This window comes from uncultured Mailhella sp. (assembly GCF_944324575.1).
GTDB lineage: Bacteria > Desulfobacterota > Desulfovibrionia > Desulfovibrionales > Desulfovibrionaceae > Mailhella.
The window spans coordinates 53,337-71,969 of the sequence record NZ_CALUWV010000003.1 but is presented as its reverse complement, the minus strand read 5'-3'; the positions used below and the strand labels follow the sequence as shown (position 1 = coordinate 71,969).

Sequence of the window (18,633 nt, the reverse complement as noted above, 5' to 3'; positions counted from 1 at the left end):
CCTGCTAGGGCGCGGCTGGTAAGAAAGCCTTACAGGCGCATAAGAGGAACCACCGGCTATGCCGGTGGGGCCCCATTGCCCCGGGTCCGGGAAAAAGTAGTGCTGCGCTTTGCACAGAAATTTCGTTTTGTCGAAGAAAGTCTGAGCAAATGTGGGAGCTCCATCATGACGTTGACTGCACCGGCTTTGCAGAAGAAGATCAGAAGCCCGCAGAGACGCCTGCGGCACGTCCATTTGAATCAGCGCTGGGGAAAGCCGGTGAGACCTCGGAACGGGCGGGGAGGACGAGACGGGGGAGTTCTTGCTTCAGGAGTTAAGAGACGTCTGCCCGAGGAAGATCAGGGAATGGCCGGTGCAGAGCTCCCTGGGCGACCTTCATACGATGTCATGCCCTTTTCAGCGGGCAGGAACGCAGCGTACACAGAGAGAAACAGGACAGAGCGCTCCTGGCGACAGCGCTGTGGAGACGCACAGAAAGTAGCCTTATACAACGCGAACACGCCAAGAGGTCGGGAACCGGAGGCAACGTCGGTCGTTTTCGGCACGAACTGCGGTCATGCGGGGCAGAGCTTGGAGAGCTGGAAAAAAGTCCGGTAGAGCCTGCTGGGAAGGCACATCGGTCCTTTCCTCTTTCTGCGGGGCACGCCCGTGCGGCGCAGAATCAGCGGGCGGCGTAATCATTGCTCAATCTATTTCAGTTCTCCGTCTTGTCTGAGATACGAGGACCGGAGACAACTCCTTTTAAGCCGCTCCCGCGCGTTGTCCGTCATGGAAAGTTCGGTCCACGTAATGACGGCTGGCCACGGCCTGAGAGTCAGAACAGAGCTCCTGTCGGTATCGGTGGGCATTTCTTCTTTACTTTCCACGTCGCGTCTGACGCGCAGATGGAACGGGACACAGAAAAAGGAAAGGGCGGCGCCCTGTGGACGCCGCCCTTGATTATAGTCTGCCGATAGAGGCTCAGGCCTTCTTTTCGGGGAGGAAGGAAGCGAGAATGCCGAGGGCGAGGAAGCCGACCACCACGCTCAGGGAAACCATGGCGGGCAGATGGATGACGCCGGCGACGTCAAGCAGCATCTTGGCGCCGATGAAGGCCAGAATGGCGATGACGGACTTTTCGAGATGGCGCAGGTAGCGCTTGGCGGCGGCGAGCAGGAAGAACATGGACCGCAGGCCGAGAATGGCAAAGATGTTGCTCGTATACACGATGAAGGGATCGGGCGTGATGGCGAGCACGGCGGGCACGGAGTCGAAGGCGAACATGATGTCGGAAATTTCTATGACCACCAGGCAGAGGAACAGAGGCGTGGCGCGCCAGATGATCTTGCCCACGGGCTTTTCCGCCAGCGTGACGGTGCTGCCTTCCACATGCTTTTTGGGAGCTTCCACGGCGTGGCCGTTTTCATCGGTACGCACGAAGAAATCGTGGCCGTGCAGGTGCGTGTAGACGGGAATGAACTTCTGCGTCCAGCGCACGGCCCAGTGCTTGGAGTAATCAATGTCCTCGTCGTTTTCCTTGCCGAGGGACTGGAACATTTTCCACGCCGTCCAGAGCACGAATACGCCGAAACCGGCCAGGGCGTAGGGGCCGAACATCTTTATGAGGGAGCTGCCTGCGGCCACGAAGAGAAGGCGCATGATCACGGCGCCGAGGATGCCGTAGAACAGCACACGGTGCTGATAGGCGTCCTTGATGCCGAAGGACGTGAAAATGGCCATCATGACGAAGAGGTTGTCGACGGAGAGAGATTCTTCAAGCAGATAGCCGGCGATGAACAGCTGCATCTGCGCCGCGCCTTCGTTCCAGCCGATGTATCCGGCGAAGGCAAAGGCCAGCGAAATCCAGATGGCGGACCAGATGGCCGCATTGCGGGCCGTCACGGGCTTGTCGTCGTTGTGGGAGCGAAGGTCGATCCACATGCACGTGATGATGACCAGAGAAAAGACGCCCACTTCTACCAAAGAGTGTCCGAACATGTATTCCTCCAGAGTTTTCCTTTTCTGCCGGAAGAAACAAAAAAGACCTTCCGGCAATAAACTTACTATTGCCGCAAGGTCTCACTCATCAGACGGGCTGACGGCAATGCCAGAAGCGAACGCTCCATGCTGTTGACATTGCCCGGGACTCATGATCCCAGTTACTCCCCTTTGCGTTCCCAACTAAATAGTAAAACTCGCCGGCCCTGTCAAGAGGGCTGTTTCGCTCTTGCCTGCGACGGACGGGGAAGCTACACTTCCACCTGTATTTTTTGACTTCTTTTTTTTCGAGGATCGCATGTCTTTTCACATCATCCGCACACACCGCCCCGGACATCAGCATCCGCTCGTCCTTCGGTTGACCTCCGGCTTCCGTCGCTTTCAGCGCCGCTGGTATGACCCGGAGGAAGAGCTTTTTCAGTCGCTCAAGAATGGTCAGAATCCGCTGGCACTTGTCATTGCCTGCTGCGACTCCAGAGTAGACCCTGTACTTCTTACGGACTGCCGCCCCGGGGATCTCTTTGTCGTGCGCAACGTAGCCAACCTCGTACCGCCATATGCTCCCGATGGTGGTCGGCACGGCGTGAGCGCGGCGCTCGAGTATGCCGTCAAGCATCTCAACGTTCAGGACATCATCATCATGGGACACGCCTGCTGCGGCGGCATTCATGCCCTGGTGGCCGGAGCGGAAGGCGAGGAGCGCGACGAGTTCATCGGGCCGTGGGTGGACGTGGCGAGGCATGCGCTGGAGAAGGTGGATGAGGCCATGCCCGGAGCGGATCCTGTCGACAGGGCGCGTGCCTGCGAGCTTTGGAACGTGCGTCTTTCACTGGACAATCTTCTGACGTTTCCCTGGGTGAAGGATGCCGTGGAAGAAGGAAGACTGCTGTTGCACGGCTGGTATTTCGATCTGCAGAGCGGGGAGCTTCTGGAATACGACGCGTCACATCAGGTATTTCGTCCCCTGGTGGGGCGTCCCCATATTGGGGGAACGCGTGTCGGACAGACGGGATTGTTCCGCCGCGCATAAACAGGCACATTCTTCTTTTCCTCTTGTTTTTTATGGAGAATGTCGGTGAAATGCTTCCAGTTTAGAGATGGGGAGGCATTGACGCTATGAGCTTTTGCTTCTAAGGATAGAGGGAAAGGCTTTGGAACGTTTTCCGACAAGGGCATCTTTTTTTCCGAAGGCTTGGGAAGGCGACGCTTACGGTTGCCGCTTCTCTCTCATGGTATGTTGCGCCCGTTGTTTCGGCGTGTCGAAGCTGTTTTCCGACAAGGAGGCATGGAGGTTTTATGCCCACTAAAATTCTGCATAAGGAAAGATTGATTCCCGGGCGCACCAGCAAGCTTGTGCTGGACGCTCCGCAGATCGCTGCCACGGCCCGCCCGGGTCATTTCGTCATTCTCCGCGTGGACGAAAAGGGCGAGCGTTTCCCGCTGACCATAGCCGATACCGACAAGGAACACGGCACCATCACCATCGTGTATCTGGTGCTCGGTCGTTCCACTCAGATGCTTGAGGAACTGGAAGAAGGCCAGTTCATCCACGACGTTTGCGGACCTCTCGGTCGCGCCACCCACATTCAGCGTTTTGAAGCGCCGAAAAAGGTCATCTGTGTGGGCGGCGGCACGGGCGTGGCTGCCATGCATCACATCGCCAAGGGGCACCATGAGGCGGGCAACTACGTCATTGCCTGCATCGGAGCGCGCAACAAGGATCTTCTGCTTTTTGAGAAGGAACTTTCCCTGTTCTGCGACGAGGTGCTTGTGTCCACTGACGACGGTTCCGAAGGACAGAAAGGCATAGTGACCGATCTTGTGAAGGGCCGCCTCGACAGCGAGGGCGGCAACATTGCCGAAGTCGTGGCCGTGGGTCCCGTGCCCATGATGCAGGCAGTCTCCGAGCTGACCCGGGGCTATGGCGTGCCTACGACCGTGAGCCTGAACTCGCTCATGGTGGACGGCCTTGGCATGTGCGGCGCGTGTCGCGTGACCGTGGGCGGAGAAATGAAGTTCACCTGTGTGGACGGCCCCGAGTTCGACGGCCACAAGGTGGACTTTGCCGAGCTGCGCAGCCGTCTCGGTTCCTTCCGTTCTCAGGAGACCGTAGTCCGCGAACATCATCGCTGCAACTGTTTTGAAAAGAAGGAGGCCTGATCATGAGTCAGGAAGTCACCCGCGGGGCAAAGATTCCCCGTCATGATATGCCCTGCCAGGCTCCCGAGGAACGCATCAGAAACTTCAAGGAAGTCGCCCTCGGGTATACGGCTGAAATGGCTCATGAAGAAGCCACCCGCTGCCTTCAGTGCAAAAAGCCCCTGTGCCGTACCGGCTGTCCTGTGGACATCGCCATTCCCGACTTCATTGCCGAAGTGGTGAAGGGAGACATCGACGAGGCGAGTCGCATCATCCATAAGTCCAGCAGCCTTCCCGCCGTGTGCGGTCGCGTGTGCCCGCAGGAGAAGCAGTGCGAGGGCAAGTGCATTCTCGGCAAAAAGGGGCAGCCTGTGGCCATCGGTCGCTTGGAGCGCTTCGTGGCCGACCATGCCTCTGCCGAAAAGGCTCCCGAAATCAAGAAGACCGGTCGTCGCGTGGCCTGCATAGGTTCCGGCCCCTCCTCGGTCACCTGCGCCGGCTATCTTGCCCGTCTCGGCGTGGATGTCACCATGTTTGAAGGGCTGCACGAGGCCGGCGGCGTGCTCATCTACGGCATTCCTGCCTTCCGCCTGCCCAAGGACGTCGTGGCCCATGAGCTGGACGCTCTGCGTTCCATGGGCGTAGACATTCGTCTGAACTACGTGGGCGGCCGCACCGTCACCGTGGACGGACTGCTCAAGGACGGCTATGACGCCGTGTTTATCGGCGTGGGCGCAGGCCTGCCGCATTTTCTCGGTGTGCCCGGGGAAAACTGCATCGGTGTGTCTTCAGCCAACGAGTATCTCACCCGAGTGAACCTTGGTCGCGCCTATGCCTTCCCGGACTATGATACGCCTGTGGCTCCCGGCAGACATGTCACCGTGTTCGGTGCGGGCAACGTGGCCATGGACGCCGCCCGCACGGCGCTTCGTCTCGGCGCGGAAAGCGTGCATATCGTGTACCGCCGCACCCGTGCGGAAATGCCTGCCCGCGGTGAGGAAATCGAACACGCGCTCGAAGAGGGCGTGAAGCTTATCGAGCTGGCCGCGCCTCTGCGTTTTCTCACGGATGAGGAAAACCGTCTTACCGGCGTGGAACTGCAGCGCATGGAACTCGGTGAGCCCGATGCTTCCGGTCGTCGCCGTCCCCGTCCCGTGGAAGGCGAGAACTTCATTCAGGAAACCGATCTTGCCATCGTGGCGCTTGGTACGCGTTCCAACCCGCTCATGCTGGACTGCACCCCCGGCCTCAAGCTCTCGGAACGCGGCTACATCGCCGTGGATGAAAACGGCGAGACTTCCATTCCCAATGTCTACGCCGGCGGCGACATCGTGACCGGTGCGGCCACCGTCATTCTGGCCATGGGCGCGGGCCGTCGTGCCGCCCAGAGCATCGCCCGCAAGATGGGTCTGGAATAATCGTCTTTTTCCGAAAACTGCGGAAGGCCGCCCTGCCGTCAGGCCGGGCGGCCTTCTTCGTCGTCATCAAACGAACGTTTTCTGGCTGGAACGTCGTCCGGTCGACAAAACTTTTTTGTATTGTTTTTTCTGCGTACGGAAGGGCGGCAAAAGGCAGCGTTTTGCTGGGAAAAAGATGTGGATCGCCACGGTGAAGAAGGAAAAAAAGAACATTAATCCGGGATGTTCTCCTTTTTGAACAGCAAGATTTCGGGAAGGGAGGGCTGCAAGGAGAGGGCATGGTATCCGGCAATTTCGGTCGTGATGATACGAAGGCGGAGCAGGGCGTTTCCTTGACAGGTTGCCCTCGCTTCCTTCATAGTGACACGGATTATATGTTTGATTCCCGTGCCGGCGGCAGGCGTATTCAGAACGCAAACCGGCAGGAACATGAGGCAGGCTGAGCATTCAGCCTTTTTTCTGTACCTTTTGCCCCGCAAGGAGTCTCCATGATTCGTCGTCTTCTGTGTGCTCTTCTGCTGCCCGCTCTGCTCTGCTCCTCCGCTATGGCTGCGGAAAAGCTTGTGGTCGCCACCAATCCCGAATGGCCGCCCATGGAATTTCTCGATGACAACAGGAACATCGTCGGCTACGACGTGGACATGTTCAAGGCCGTTGCCGCCGAAGCCGGCATGGAAGCAGAATTCAAGATGACGGCCTGGGACGGCATTTTTGCCGGTATTGCCGCGGGCAACTACGATGTCATTGCTTCCGCCGTGACCATCACTCCGGAACGTCAGAGAGCCTACGCCTTCACGGTTCCCTACTATGACGTGCAGCAGATTGTGGTGCTGCGCAAGGGAAACTCCGCCTCCGGCTTTGCCGACCTCAAAGGCAAGGTAATCGGCGGCCAGATAGGTACTACCGGCGTTTTCGTGGCGCAGAAGAGCGGCGTGGACATGACGATACGGGAATATGAGAACGTGGGTCTCGCCATGCAGGATCTGCTCAATGAACGCATCGACGCCGTGGTCTGCGATTCTCCCGTGGCCCTTTACTATGCCAACCAGAAGGAAGGTTTTTCCGATCAGCTGACCGTGGCCTTCCGCACCGAAGCCACGGAATCCTTCGGCTTTGTGGTGAGAAAGGATCGCAAGGATCTGGTGGAACGCCTGAATAAGGGCATTGAAGCCGTGCGCGCCAAGGGTATTGAAGCCAAGCTCATCCAGAAGTGGCTGGGCGAGTAGTCTTGCGAGAGACCGTCACTTTCAGTTTCAGGATATCGTGAACCATGCGTGAGAATGAAGAAAACGGTCTTCCGGCCGGTATGGCACCGGAGGGAAAGATAGAAGTACCGGCGGGCGGCCTCGTGCTGCCCGATTCCGAGAAGGGGAGCCTCGTCAACGCCTGGTCCCTGTCTCTGGTGGGTGCGGTGGTTGTGCTGACCGTGCTGTGCACCGTCTGGCCCGATCCGTATCTGGAAATCCTCCGCTTCCTGCCGGGCGGCCTTGTCGTCACGTTTGAGGTGACCGTCCTTTCCATCATCTGTGCCATTCCCCTCGGTCTCCTCACCGGTCTCGGGCGGCTTTCGCACAACCGCATCATCAATCTGGTGGCGTCGACTTATGTGGAAGTCATACGCGGCATTCCGCTGCTGGTGCAGATTTTCTACATTTACTATGCATTGGCCAAATTCCTGCAGGTAAGCGGTCTCACGTCGGCGGTCATTGCCATCAGCTTCTGTTACGGTGCCTACATGGGCGAGGTTTTCCGTGCCGGCATCATGGCTGTTCCCAAGGGACAGATTGAGGCTTCCCGTTCTCTGGGCTTCAACAAGGTGCAGACCATGCTGCTCGTGGTACTGCCGCAGGCTCTGCGTACCATTGTGCCGCCTGTGGGCAACGAGTGCATAGCCATGCTCAAGGATACTTCGCTGGTATCCGTAATGGCCATGCCCGATCTCATGCAGTTCGGCCGCAGCTTTGCCGCAAAGAGCTATCTGTACTTTGAGACCTATACCGTCATCGCTCTGATTTACCTCATCATTACGCTGCTGCTTTCCAAGGCGGTCAGCATTCTGGAATCCAGGCTGAATTACTATGACAAACGCAAGTAATGCGGAACCCATCATCCGCATCGAACACGTGTGGAAATTCTTCGGAGAGCTTCCGGCTCTGCAGGATGTCTCTCTGCACGTCTATCAGGGCCAGCGCGTCGTCATCATCGGGCCGTCAGGCTCCGGCAAGTCCACGCTTCTGCGTTCCATCAACAGACTTGAGGAAATCAACAGCGGGCTTATCTCCGTGGACGGTATCGACGTCAACGATCCGAAGAACGACATCAACAAGATACGCCAGAACCTGGGCATGGTGTTCCAGCAGTTCAATCTGTTCCCTCATAAGACCGTGCTGCAGAATCTCACCATGGCTCCTTGCAGGCTGCGCGGAATGCCCAGAAAAGAGGCTGAGGAACTGGCGCTCAAGCTTCTGAACAAGGTGGGCATCAGCGACAAGGCCAATGTGTACCCTTCCATGCTTTCCGGCGGACAGCAGCAGCGCGTGGCCATTGCCAGGGCTCTCGCCATGCAGCCGGAGCTCATGCTTTTCGACGAGCCCACGTCGGCGCTTGATCCCGAAATGGTGGGCGAAGTGCTCGATGTCATGGTGAATCTCGCCCGCGACGGCATGACCATGATATGCGTTACCCACGAAATGGGCTTTGCCCGCACCGTGGCCGATGTGGTGGTGTTCATGGACAAGGGGCAGATCCTTGAAGTCGGATCCCCTGAGGACATCTACGAGCATCCGAAACACCCCAGACTTCAGCAGTTCTTGAATCAGGTGCTGTAACAATCCTTTCAGTCGCAGATAAAGGCCTCTTCCTTCCGGAAGAGGCCTTTATTATATGTTTCTTGTTGTGATAACTGTATATCTGTCGAACATATTTTGTTTTTCTCTCTTTGCGGTAGTGAAGTATGCATACGTTTCGCGTATATGAAGGAATGTCACAATCGTTAATTTATTGCCATTTTCATGAAATATATGTATTATAGAGATAACACTAACAATTGAAGGACGGGAAGCGCGGAGCATGGCTGACCGGTTGTGACAACCGGTTTTTATTACATGATTTTTATAAAGAATGACAGAAACTTTCATATATTTCTGACATTTTTTTGCATATCATGAAATGAAGGCTCCCGCTTTGGCCGCGCAGTATCGGAAAGGAGGATTTTGGTCATGTCCAAGTATGTGATGGCACTGGATGCGGGCACGACATCCAATCGCTGCATTCTGTTCAACGAGAAAGGAGAGGCCTGCAGCGTCGCACAGAAAGAGTTTACCCAGTATTTCCCCCAGCCCGGCTGGGTGGAACACGACGCCATGGAAATATGGCTCACCCAGTACGCCGTGGCGGCCGAGGCTCTGGCAAAGATAGACGCCACGGCTGAGGACATTGCCGCCATAGGCATTACCAACCAGCGCGAGACCACCATAGTGTGGGACAGAGAAACCGGGGAGCCCATCCACCACGCCATCGTATGGCAGGATCGTCGCACGGCCGAATACTGCGACAGTCTGCGCGCCAAAGGCCTTACCGAATCTTTCCGGGCCAAGACCGGTCTGGTCATTGACCCGTATTTTTCCGGCACGAAAATCCGCTGGATTCTGGAGAACGTGCCCGGAGCCAGGGAAAAGGCCGAAGCCGGTCAGCTCCTGTTCGGTACTGTGGAAACCTGGCTCATCTGGAAGCTCACCGGCGGCAAGGTGCATATTACCGACTATTCCAATGCTGCCCGCACCATGCTCTTCAACATCGTGGATCTGAAGTGGGATGAAGAGATCATGGCTGAGATGGGCATTCCCGCGTGCATGCTGCCCGAGGCTCGTCCCTCCAGCTGTGTGTACGGAGAAACCGTGCAGGAACTGTTCGGCGGCGTCATTCCCATTGCAGGCGCTGCCGGCGATCAGCAGGCAGCTCTCTTCGGGCAGACCTGCTTTGAGCCCGGCGAGGCCAAGAACACCTACGGTACCGGCTGCTTCATGCTCATGAACACCGGCGAGAAGCCCATTTTCTCCAAGAACGGTCTTGTGACTACCATCGCCTGGGGACTGGACGGCAAGGTGAACTATGCGCTCGAAGGTTCCATATTCGTGGCCGGTTCCGCCATTCAGTGGCTGCGCGATCAGCTTCGCGTGCTGGATGCTGCTTCCGACTCCGAATACTTTGCCAAGAAGGTGCAGGACACCAACGGCTGCTATGTGGTTCCCGCCTTTACCGGTCTCGGTGCACCTCACTGGGATCCCTATGCCCGCGGCGCCATCGTGGGCCTTACCCGCGGCGTGAACCGTTATCACATCATCCGCGCCACGCTGGAATCTCTGGCCTATCAGACTTACGAAGTTCTCGGCGCCATGGAAGCCGATTCCGGCATCAAGATGACGTCTCTCAAGGTGGACGGCGGCGCTTCTGCGAACAACCTTCTCATGCAGATGCAGGCCGACATCAACCAGGCCCCCGTCAATCGTCCTGTCTGCGTGGAAACCACGGCCATGGGCGCGGCTTATCTGGCCGGTCTGGCCGTCGGCTACTGGAAGAACAAGGAAGACGTCATCCGCAACTGGGCCAGCGACAAGGTGTTCGGACCCAAGATTACCCGTGTGGAGCGTGACAAGAAGGTCCGCGGCTGGAAGAGAGCCGTGAAGTGTGCCTACAGCTGGGCCCGCGAAGAAGACTAATCCTTTTCAGAACGCACGCCTTTTGCAAGCATAACGACCGCATTCTTCCCACGACGGATTCCAGAAGGAATCCGTCGTGGGAAGATCAAAAGCGGGGCGGGTCTTGGTATTCGCCCTATGGTCAAGGCAGAGAGGCTCATCCCTTATGTTCAGAAAGGGATGAGCCTTCCCCCGTTCATCTGAAGAAAACATATCGTGTGAGCAGTCTATATGCCTTATCTTGCTGAATTTTTCGGAACTATGATTTTGATTCTTCTCGGCGACGGCGTTGTTGCCAACGTCAATTTGAACCGGTCCGGCATGAAGGGAGCCGGAGCTGTTCAGATTACCTTTGCCTGGGGTCTGGCCGTCATGCTCCCCGCGTTCACTTTCGGCGCGGCTTCCGGCGCTCATTTCAATCCTGCGCTGACCATCGCGCTTGCCGCAGGCGGCTACTTCAGCTGGGGCATGGTTCCCGGCTACTGCATCGCGCAGATGGCAGGTGCTTTCGTCGGCGCATGCCTTGTGTATGCCCTGTTCAAGGATCAGTTTGACGCCACCGATGATCCCAACATCAAGCGCGGCGTGTTCTGCACGTCGCCCGCCGTGCCCAACCGTTTCCGCAACTTCCTCAGCGAAATCATCGGCACTTTCGTTCTCGTCTTTGCCATTCTCGGTCTGAATCAGGTCCCCAACATGCCCGGCGGCGTGAACTACATTCTGGTGTTCGGCATCATCGTGTCCATCGGCATGAGCCTTGGTGGCCTGACCGGATATGCCATCAATCCTGCCCGTGACTGGGGTCCCCGTCTGGCCCATACCATTCTTCCCATACGGGGTAAGGGAAGCTCTCACTGGGATTACGCCATCGTGACCCTGGTCGGTCCCCTGGTCGGCGGTCTCATTGCCGTCTGTCTTTACAATATACTTCCCTGGATGAAGTAATTTCTTCGGGTACAGGGGAACGAGCCGACCGCGTTTTCCTGCGGCCTGAAGAGTGCGGGAGCCGGCCCGGAAGGGCCGGCTCCTTTTGTCTTGAAAAGGCGCCTGGCTGAAGGCGATTTCGCAAATGTCAGCCTGCGGAAACGGAAGAGAAGTCCAGATCTGGAAAGGCCGCAGGTGGTCTGCGGTGCCGGGTGGCCTGCTCGTAGGCGTAGCCCATGCCGATGAGCGTCTCTTCGCTGAACGGCAGCCCCATGAGTTCCACACCTATGGGTACGCCGAGCGGCGCGGTGGGCGTGACGGCGGAAAAACCGCCGGGCAGTGTGATGGCGGGCAATCCCATGACGGAGGCCATGAGTCCGTTGCGTCCGGCCTGACCGCGGGCGTCGTTTGTGTGCACCACAAGTATGGACTGGAGAGGATAGAGAAAGGCGTCTATGTCGTGTTCGGTCATGAACGAGACGACGAGCTCATGCAGCCGTGCGTTTTTTTCAAGGCGTGCTCTGTATTCCGGATTGTCTGCAGGATTGATTTCCCCGGCCTTCTGCTCCAGGTCCAGAGCAACGGAGGGCGTGATGAGGCCTGTGGCCACATATTCCCTGATATCCCTGACGGGAGCGGCGTCGCCGAGCTCCTTCAGGTACCGGTTCAGGCTCATGCTCTGTTCCCAGCGCTGCACGTCGTTGTTTTTGAGGAGATCCGAAATCCGGAGTTCTGGAATGTCCACGCGGGTTACGCTGGCCCCCAGCGCTTCAAAGTCTCGAACGGCGGCCGCCATGATGTGCAGAACGTCCGGGTCGCTGCCGAGATTGGTGGTCAGAAGCGCCAGTTTTCTGCCTCGCAGGGCGTCGTTCCTGAGGGCGTTCGTGTAGTCGGGAATTGTTTTGTCCTTCATGGGGGCGGTACTGGCATCGGCAGGATCAAAGCCTGCCATGACGCCGAGCAGCAGAGCCGCATCGGTGACGCTGCGGGCTATGGGGCCGCCCTGATCCTGAAGGTCGGAACAGGGCGAAATGCCGGTGCGGCTCACCAGTCCTCGTGTGGGACGTATGCCTACCAGACTGTTGGCGCTTGAGGGCGAGCGGATGGAGTTGACCGTGTCCGAACCGGTTCCGGCCGCGGCAAAGTTGGCCGCTACGGCCGCTCCCGTGCCGCCGGAGGAGCCTCCCGGCGTGCGCGTAAGATCGTAGGGGTTGAGCGTCTGCCCACCCAGAGAACTGATGGTCATGCCGTGATTGGCCAGTTCCGTGAGATTGGTTTTGCCCAGAATGACGGCTCCCGCCTCGCGGAGCCTGCGTACGGTAAAAGCGTCCCGTTTCGGCTGAAGCTCCCTGAAGGCAAGAGCTCCGCTTGTCGTTTTCATGTCTTTTGTGTCGAAGTTGTCCTTGAGCACGAGGGGAATGCCGTGCAGCGGTCCGACGGGGCCGCCTGCGGCCCGTTCAGCATCCTTGCGCCGCGCTTCTTCAATCGCGGTCGGGTTGACGGTTATCATGGCGTTGAGGCAGCCGTCGTATACTTTGATGCGCCTCAGGTAATACCGTACCAGCGCTTCGGATGTCAGAGTACCGTTCTGCATCATGGATTCAAGTTCCGGTATGCCTTTTTCAAACACATCGGAAGAAGATAATAATTCCTTGTTCATGAGAAATCCTTTTTCCCGTCACTCGCGAAAAGACGTTCCTTTTTATGCAAATGGCATGCCGCTTGCTGTAACAATATGAAATTGCAGACATTGACGTATGGCGTAGAAATGTTTGCCGGTACGTTTTCATATTGCCCGCAAAAGACGTTTTTTCAAAGGGGGGGCGGTTCTCGGGAGTCGGAGCCGGAATAAGGAGAATAACAATACTGTTCTGACGCCGGCTCGTGAGAACAGAAAAGGAACGTTCCTGAAGGAGCGTTCCTTTACAGAGGGGATGACGGACGTCACCACCAGTAGAGGGGATAGCGGCGTGAATGGGGAATGTTGTTGACGATGAGCGCGACGAGAAGCATAAGACAGGCGCCGGTCAGACACGGCACAAGGGCGTACCAGTAACCGAGCTGCCTGATGCCCTCTCCTCCGGTGACGGCGATGAGGGCAGTGGCGCCTCCGGGCGGATGGAGCGTGCCGGTCATGAGCATGACGGCAATGGCCGTGGACACGGCAAGACAGGAGGCGAGCCAGACTGAATCAGGAAAGATCATGCAAATGGTGACGCCCGTGAGCGCGGAAACGAAGTGTCCGCCCACCAGATTGCGCGGCTGCGCCAGCGGGCTTTGGATGGCTCCGAAGGCCAGCACGGCCGACGCTCCGAAGGAGCCGATGAGCAGAGGAAATCCGGTGCTTCTGGTCACGTGTCGCTCAATCAGGGCGATGAGGGCGATGGAAATGCAGCTTCCCAGCCAGGAGAGAAGAATTTCCTTCATGCAGGTCCGCGGCGGCGTTTTTCCTCCGCCGCGCATTTTTTTCAGTACGTTGGTCATGAGTTCTCCCGTGCCGGAAGAGTTTCCGGCGTGAAGAACCATTATGGGAAACACGCCGGAATGACTGTGTCTGCAGACACAGAACGGGCGTTTTTCGTTGAAGAATCTGTTTTTCCGATAGGCGTCGGAGTCATGACAGGAAAAGCGGGATCCCGACAACATGCTGATTGCCGGAGCTGCCTACGGGCTGACGGTTCAGCGAACTGTCCCGTTTTTTCGGGAGCTTTTCAGGCTGGTTTGACTTTGCCTTAGCCCTCATGCAGTCTGGGTATTCATGAGGAGAAAGCTCGATGGCCGACGTGATGGTTCGACTGGTGAAGGCATGCCCGGAGGATTTGCGGGATGTGATGCTGGCGGTGCAGGAGGCTTTTGCTCCTGCCATTCAGGAGACTTTCGGAAGAAGTGATTACGGACCTGTTCCGTCGGATGAGGATGTGCAGGCCTCGTTCAGTGCCCCCGGCGCGGCGGTATGGCACGTTGTTCAGGGATCGACGCGCGTGGGCGGCGCGGTGGTGCGCATTGATGAGACAGGTGGGCATAATGTGCTTGATCTGTTCTTCCTTTCTCCGTCCTGTCACGGCAGAGGCCTGGGCCTGGCGGCATGGCGGGCGCTGGAAGCCATGTATCCGCAGACAAAAGTATGGGAAACGGTGACGCCGTACTTTGAAAAGAGGAACATTCATTTTTACGTGAACAAATGCGGTTTTCACGTCGTTGAGTTCTTCAGTGCCCGTCATCGGGATTCCGACCTTGTGGTTCCTCTGTGCCGGAACGGGCTTCCCCTGCCCGGCATGGATGAGTATTTTCTTTTTCGGAAGGTCATGCGCTGACGTTCCTCGGAGCGGAGCGTTCAGTCCGAAGCTTTTTTTCAGCCGATGACGGAAACGTGGTCATTTCAGGAGCGGAAAAGGTATGTTCCGTCAGACGGAAAGAGGGCCCCGGGGAAGCGACGTCTTGCCTGTGAACAAGGCAGCCGTCCGTGAGAGTGCAGGTTCGTGCGGCGCAATTTCGGGAGCAGATGACGGACGCGTTCAGCTGCTGTCTGCCGGACAGGAGCCCTTTGTTCTGCGGTGTTTTTCATGAATCTGAAGCCGTTCCTGATGAAAAGGGTTCCCTTGCGCACTGACCGGCTTTTCAGTCGGTATGCCATGCGTAAGGGAACCCCTGCAATGACTGAACGACGGGCGCATACGGCCTCGGCAATATGCCGTTGCCGGCGTTACAAGGTGGGACGCTGATAGAAAAGTCCCTTGAGCTCCTGAGTTTTTACCGTGTTGATGAAGGAATGAGGATCGACTTCGCGCACGGCATGCACGACTTTTTTACTCTCGTCGCTGGAAACGACTGAATAGACGAGACTGCGCTCTTTGAGATGGAAGGAGCCTTCACCCCTGAGTATGGTCGCGCCGTGTCGCGATGTGGCGTAAATGACTTCGCACACCTTTTGCGGGTTGTCAGTAACGATGAAGAGCGTCTTTTTCTGATAACGCTTGTAGAGCGTGTGCACTACCTGCGTGGTGGTGTACTGGAAGATGATGGAGTAGAGCGCCTTGTCCCAGCCGAAGGAAAAGCCGGCCACGACAAGAAGGACGACGTTGAAATAGAGGACGATGTTCCAGGCGTCGATACCCTTTTTTTGAGAAAGGTAGATGGCGATGAAGTCCGTACCGCCGCTCGTGGTGTCCATGCGCAGACACAGGCTGATGGAAAAGCCGTTGATGATGCCGCCGAAAATGCTGATGAGGAGCGTGTCGTAGGTGATGATGCAGGAAGGGATGATGTCGGTGAGTATGCCGGTAAGCACGATCATCAGGCACGAATACAGGGTGAACTTTTTGCCGATGTAACGGAACCCTATGTAGATAGGGATCATGTTGAGCAGAAAGTTGACCACGGCGAAAGACAGATGAAAGTTCAGGAAGCGTTCCGCGAGGCGCTGAATGAGAATGGTGAGACCGGTAGCTCCTCCGGGATAAAGACCGCCGGTCTGTACGAAGGTGTTGATGTTGAGCGCCATGAGCAGTGACGCCAGGCATACGACAAGAATGGTTTTTGAGTCGTCTTTCCAGCTGAAGAGCATGGGAACCCCTGAATGAAAGGTGATGGTCTATGAGTCTTCTTTACGGGTTCCTGAAAAAATAGCAAGAGGCCCGCGAAGGGCCTCTTTTCTGAAGAAAATACAAGATATTTCAGCCTCGAAATTCCCATTTCAGAAGCAGTGCCGAATGGAGAATGACGGCAACGGAGCCGGCGTTGTGGACAAGCGCGCCCGTCACGGGGGTAAGCATCCCCAGAGCGGCCAGAATGATGGCGGCGAAGTTCAGCGTCATGGAAAAGGCGAGATTGAAGCGTATGGCCTGCATCATGCGTCGGGAAAGACGAACGGCGTGGGGCACTTCGCCTATGCCGTCGCGGACGAGCACGATGTCGGCGGCATCCACGGCGATGTCGCTGCCGATGCCGCCCATGGCCACGCCCACGCGTGCTTTTTTCAGGGCCGGGGCGTCGTTGATGCCGTCGCCGATCATGCAGACGCGGTCATGTTCCTCCATGAAGCGCATTTTGGCTTCGGGAAGGCATTCGGCGTGCCATTCGCGTATGCTCAGTTCTTCGGCTATATGGCGTGCGGCGTTTTCATGGTCTCCGGTGAGCAGCACGGGCGTGATATGCGCGGTTTTCAGAGCCTGCACTGTGGCTTCGGCCTCGGGACGCACCGTGTCGGAAAGGGCAATGAAGCCCGCAGCGTCGCCGTTCACGGCCAGCCATATGACGGTACAGCCTTCGGTTACGAAGTTTTCGGCAGTCTTCAGCGCCAGGTCGGAAGGGGCAGCTCCCTGTTCCGTGAGGAAGGCGGCGTTGCCTGCCAGTACGTCGCTTCCTTCTATCAGAGCACGCACGCCGCGTCCCGGAATCATGCGGAACTCCTCAGCTTCGGGAAGCGGCGTGTCATGCGCTGTCTGAAATCCCCGCACCACGGCACGTCCGAGCGGGTGTTCCGAACGCTGTTCTACCGCTGCGACCATGCGGAACAGATCGGCGGGCGTCATGTCGTCACGCAGACTTTGGACGGCGTGCACGGCGGGCATGCCCATGGTGAGCGTACCTGTTTTGTCGAAGGCGCATATGTTCACATCGGCAAGGCGTTCCAGCGCGTCGCCTTCGCGCACGAGCATGCCGTGTCTGGTAAGATTGCCTATGGCCGCCACAATGGCCGTAGGAGTGGCCAGCACGAGCGAGCAGGGGCAGAAGACCACGAGAATGGTGACGGCGCGTATGATTTCTCCGGTGACAAGCCATGTAGCAAGCGCGGCGGAAAAGGCGCCTGCAACAATCCACGTGGCCCAGCGGTCGGCAAGTCGCACGACTTTGGCCTTGCCTGCATCCGCGGACTGCACAAGCCGGATCATGCGCTGAATGGATCCGTCCTTACCGCCTTTTGTAGCCCGCATGTCGAAGGTTCCGTAGCAATTTACGGTTCCGCTGTATACCTCGTCTCCTTCGGCCTTGTCCACGGGCAGGGATTCTCCGGTGAGCAGCGCCTGATCTACGGAACTTATGCCTGCAATGACGATGCCGTCCGCGGGAACGGTCTCGCCGGGAAGAACGCGCAGCCTGTCGCCTTCGAGCACGTTTTCTGCGGGCGTCATGATTTCTTTGCCGTCCCTGAGCACGCGGGCGGTCTGAGGGCTGAGCCGGACCAGCTTTTCAATGCCTGCGCGGGCCCGCGCCGTAGTGACTTCTTCCAGAAGTGCGCCGAGCTGCATGATGAAGGCGACTTCGCCGGCGGCAAAATCTTCGCCGATAATGACGGAAGCGACGAGTGCCGTGGCCACCAGAACGTCCGCCTTGATGTCGAAGTCCGTGACGAGGCCGACGACGGCTTCCTTCACGATGGGCACGCCGCAGAGCACAATGGCGATCCAGGCGGGATCGACGGGAAAGGCCTCGGGCATGATCATGCTGAAGAGCAGCGCGATGCCGGAAATGATGAGACTGATAAGATCCGTTTTGAAATCGTGCCAGAGCGACACAAGGTCCGTCTTGGTCATGCGGTTCTCCTTGCTGGAATCATGAGTGCAATATACCTATAGGGGTATAGGTTTGTCAAGGAAGATCGCAACGGCGTGAGGGAAAGAGCCGGACCGTCGGCAAGCGCGTCGCAAGCGACGGGGAGAACATGAAAATGCAGGGGAAAGGCAGACAGAGAATTTGAAAAACAGGGGACGGAAGTTTTTCGGGGCCCTGCTGTGTCTGTCGCAGGCATGGCTCGCAGTGCGGCAGATACGGGCCTTTTGGAAAAACAGAAGACGAATGCGGCGTGCCGGACGGATGTGCCGGAACGTGGTCAGTTCATGTTGGCGAAGCGTTCCACGGCCTTGGTGAAGCTGGCTATGGTCTGGTCGGCGTCGCCGTGCTCTATGCCGTCGCGAACGCAGTGGCGTATGTGTCCTTCGAGCACAACCTGACCGGCCTTGTGCAGGGCGGACTTGGCGGCGTTTATCTGGGCAAGCACGTCTTCGCAGGGAATGTCTTCATCGATCATGCGGTCGATGGCCTGTACCTGTCCTATGATTTTTTTGAGGCGGCGGTGCAGATTTTCGGAATCCATGCATTGTCTCATACGGGTACCTCGAAATCGTGGTTTGTGGGGAGGACGGATTCTGCCGGGCGTCCCGGACGAGACGACACAGGCGGCAGGAGATGAGCGGAACATCGTCGCTCTTCATCGGAACGGCGTTTCCGGCAGGAGAAACCCCGGCGTTGTGCCTGCAATGCCTGTCCACTTTTGCGCCGAAGGGAGACAGTCCGAGTCGTGTGGGGACGGCATTCGACGGAAGAGCACAGCATGAGCCAGCGTGCTGCCGGAAGAACTTTTTCATCATAGCGCCGACAAAGATGCTCAGCAAGGACTCTCTTCAGTCGTGTTATGGAGGGAAAGACAGGCGGCCAGGGGCAAGCGGCCTGTACCGGCATATTTTTGATGCAGAACAGCA

The 18,633-nt window shown here is 57.5% G+C and carries 15 protein-coding genes; 9 read left to right on the top strand and 6 right to left on the bottom strand.

The genetic code is table 11. The features are described 5' to 3' along the window. Window positions 1-960: 960 nt before the first annotated feature. Window positions 961-1,977, bottom strand: a complete 1,017-nt coding sequence (locus Q0J81_RS00890) for a TerC family protein (protein ID WP_294445509.1) — start codon at window positions 1,975-1,977, stop codon at window positions 961-963. Between the two features lie 298 nt (window positions 1,978-2,275). On the opposite strand from Q0J81_RS00890, the gene Q0J81_RS00885 reads away from it, so the two are divergent. The 8 genes from Q0J81_RS00885 to Q0J81_RS00850 all read left to right on the top strand — a co-directional run bounded on the left by Q0J81_RS00885 (window position 2,276) and on the right by Q0J81_RS00850 (window position 11,176). Beyond that, window positions 2,276-3,007 carry a carbonic anhydrase gene (locus tag Q0J81_RS00885; protein WP_294445508.1) on the top strand — a complete coding sequence of 244 codons (732 nt, stop codon included), beginning with the start codon at window positions 2,276-2,278 and terminating at the stop codon, window positions 3,005-3,007. A gap of 266 nt (window positions 3,008-3,273) precedes the next feature. Continuing rightward, on the top strand, window positions 3,274-4,137 hold the full coding sequence (locus Q0J81_RS00880; RefSeq protein ID WP_294445507.1) for a sulfide/dihydroorotate dehydrogenase-like FAD/NAD-binding protein: 864 nt from the start codon (window positions 3,274-3,276) through the stop codon (window positions 4,135-4,137). Window positions 4,138-4,139: 2 nt separating this feature from the next. Continuing rightward, window positions 4,140-5,534, top strand: coding sequence for an NADPH-dependent glutamate synthase (gene gltA, locus Q0J81_RS00875; protein ID WP_294445506.1), 1,395 nt, complete (start codon window positions 4,140-4,142; stop codon window positions 5,532-5,534). Window positions 5,535-6,022: 488 nt separating this feature from the next. Next, a complete protein-coding gene (locus Q0J81_RS00870; RefSeq protein ID WP_294445505.1) occupies window positions 6,023-6,760 on the top strand; it encodes a basic amino acid ABC transporter substrate-binding protein in 738 nt (245 codons plus the stop codon). A gap of 80 nt (window positions 6,761-6,840) precedes the next feature. Continuing rightward, a complete protein-coding gene (locus Q0J81_RS00865) occupies window positions 6,841-7,629 on the top strand; it encodes an amino acid ABC transporter permease (RefSeq protein ID WP_294445510.1) in 789 nt (262 codons plus the stop codon). Beyond that, entirely contained in the window at window positions 7,613-8,362 is a 750-nt protein-coding gene (locus tag Q0J81_RS00860; protein ID WP_294445504.1) for an amino acid ABC transporter ATP-binding protein, read from the top strand. The genes Q0J81_RS00865 and Q0J81_RS00860 overlap by 17 nt, the downstream gene beginning before the upstream one ends. Window positions 8,363-8,752: 390 nt before the next feature. Then, window positions 8,753-10,252 carry a glycerol kinase GlpK gene (glpK, locus tag Q0J81_RS00855; protein WP_294445503.1) on the top strand — a complete coding sequence of 500 codons (1,500 nt, stop codon included), beginning with the start codon at window positions 8,753-8,755 and terminating at the stop codon, window positions 10,250-10,252. A 210-nt stretch (window positions 10,253-10,462) separates the two neighbouring features. Beyond that, window positions 10,463-11,176 (top strand): MIP/aquaporin family protein, encoded by a 714-nt coding sequence (locus Q0J81_RS00850; protein WP_294445502.1) that lies wholly within the window; start codon window positions 10,463-10,465, stop codon window positions 11,174-11,176. 127 nt (window positions 11,177-11,303) lie between these two features. On the opposite strand, the gene Q0J81_RS00845 is transcribed toward Q0J81_RS00850, so the two are convergent. Both Q0J81_RS00845 and Q0J81_RS00840 read right to left on the bottom strand, forming a co-directional pair. Further along, window positions 11,304-12,815, bottom strand: coding sequence for an amidase family protein (locus tag Q0J81_RS00845; RefSeq protein WP_294445501.1), 1,512 nt, complete (start codon window positions 12,813-12,815; stop codon window positions 11,304-11,306). A 284-nt stretch (window positions 12,816-13,099) separates the two neighbouring features. Next, on the bottom strand, window positions 13,100-13,639 hold the full coding sequence (locus Q0J81_RS00840; protein ID WP_294445500.1) for an HPP family protein: 540 nt from the start codon (window positions 13,637-13,639) through the stop codon (window positions 13,100-13,102). A 290-nt stretch (window positions 13,640-13,929) separates the two neighbouring features. On the opposite strand from Q0J81_RS00840, the gene Q0J81_RS00835 reads away from it, so the two are divergent. Continuing rightward, window positions 13,930-14,469 (top strand): GNAT family N-acetyltransferase, encoded by a 540-nt coding sequence (locus tag Q0J81_RS00835; protein ID WP_294445499.1) that lies wholly within the window; start codon window positions 13,930-13,932, stop codon window positions 14,467-14,469. Between the two features lie 389 nt (window positions 14,470-14,858). Here the strand turns inward: Q0J81_RS00835 and Q0J81_RS00830 are convergent, their stop codons facing one another. From Q0J81_RS00830 to Q0J81_RS00820, 3 genes are all read right to left on the bottom strand, one after another. Further along, on the bottom strand, window positions 14,859-15,719 hold the full coding sequence (locus tag Q0J81_RS00830) for a YitT family protein (protein ID WP_294445498.1): 861 nt from the start codon (window positions 15,717-15,719) through the stop codon (window positions 14,859-14,861). A gap of 109 nt (window positions 15,720-15,828) precedes the next feature. Further along, complete coding sequence (locus Q0J81_RS00825; protein ID WP_294445496.1) at window positions 15,829-17,688, bottom strand: cation-translocating P-type ATPase; 1,860 nt, start codon at window positions 17,686-17,688, stop codon at window positions 15,829-15,831. A gap of 296 nt (window positions 17,689-17,984) precedes the next feature. Then, on the bottom strand, window positions 17,985-18,260 hold the full coding sequence (locus Q0J81_RS00820; protein ID WP_346665985.1) for a metal-sensing transcriptional repressor: 276 nt from the start codon (window positions 18,258-18,260) through the stop codon (window positions 17,985-17,987). Window positions 18,261-18,633: the final 373 nt, after the last annotated feature.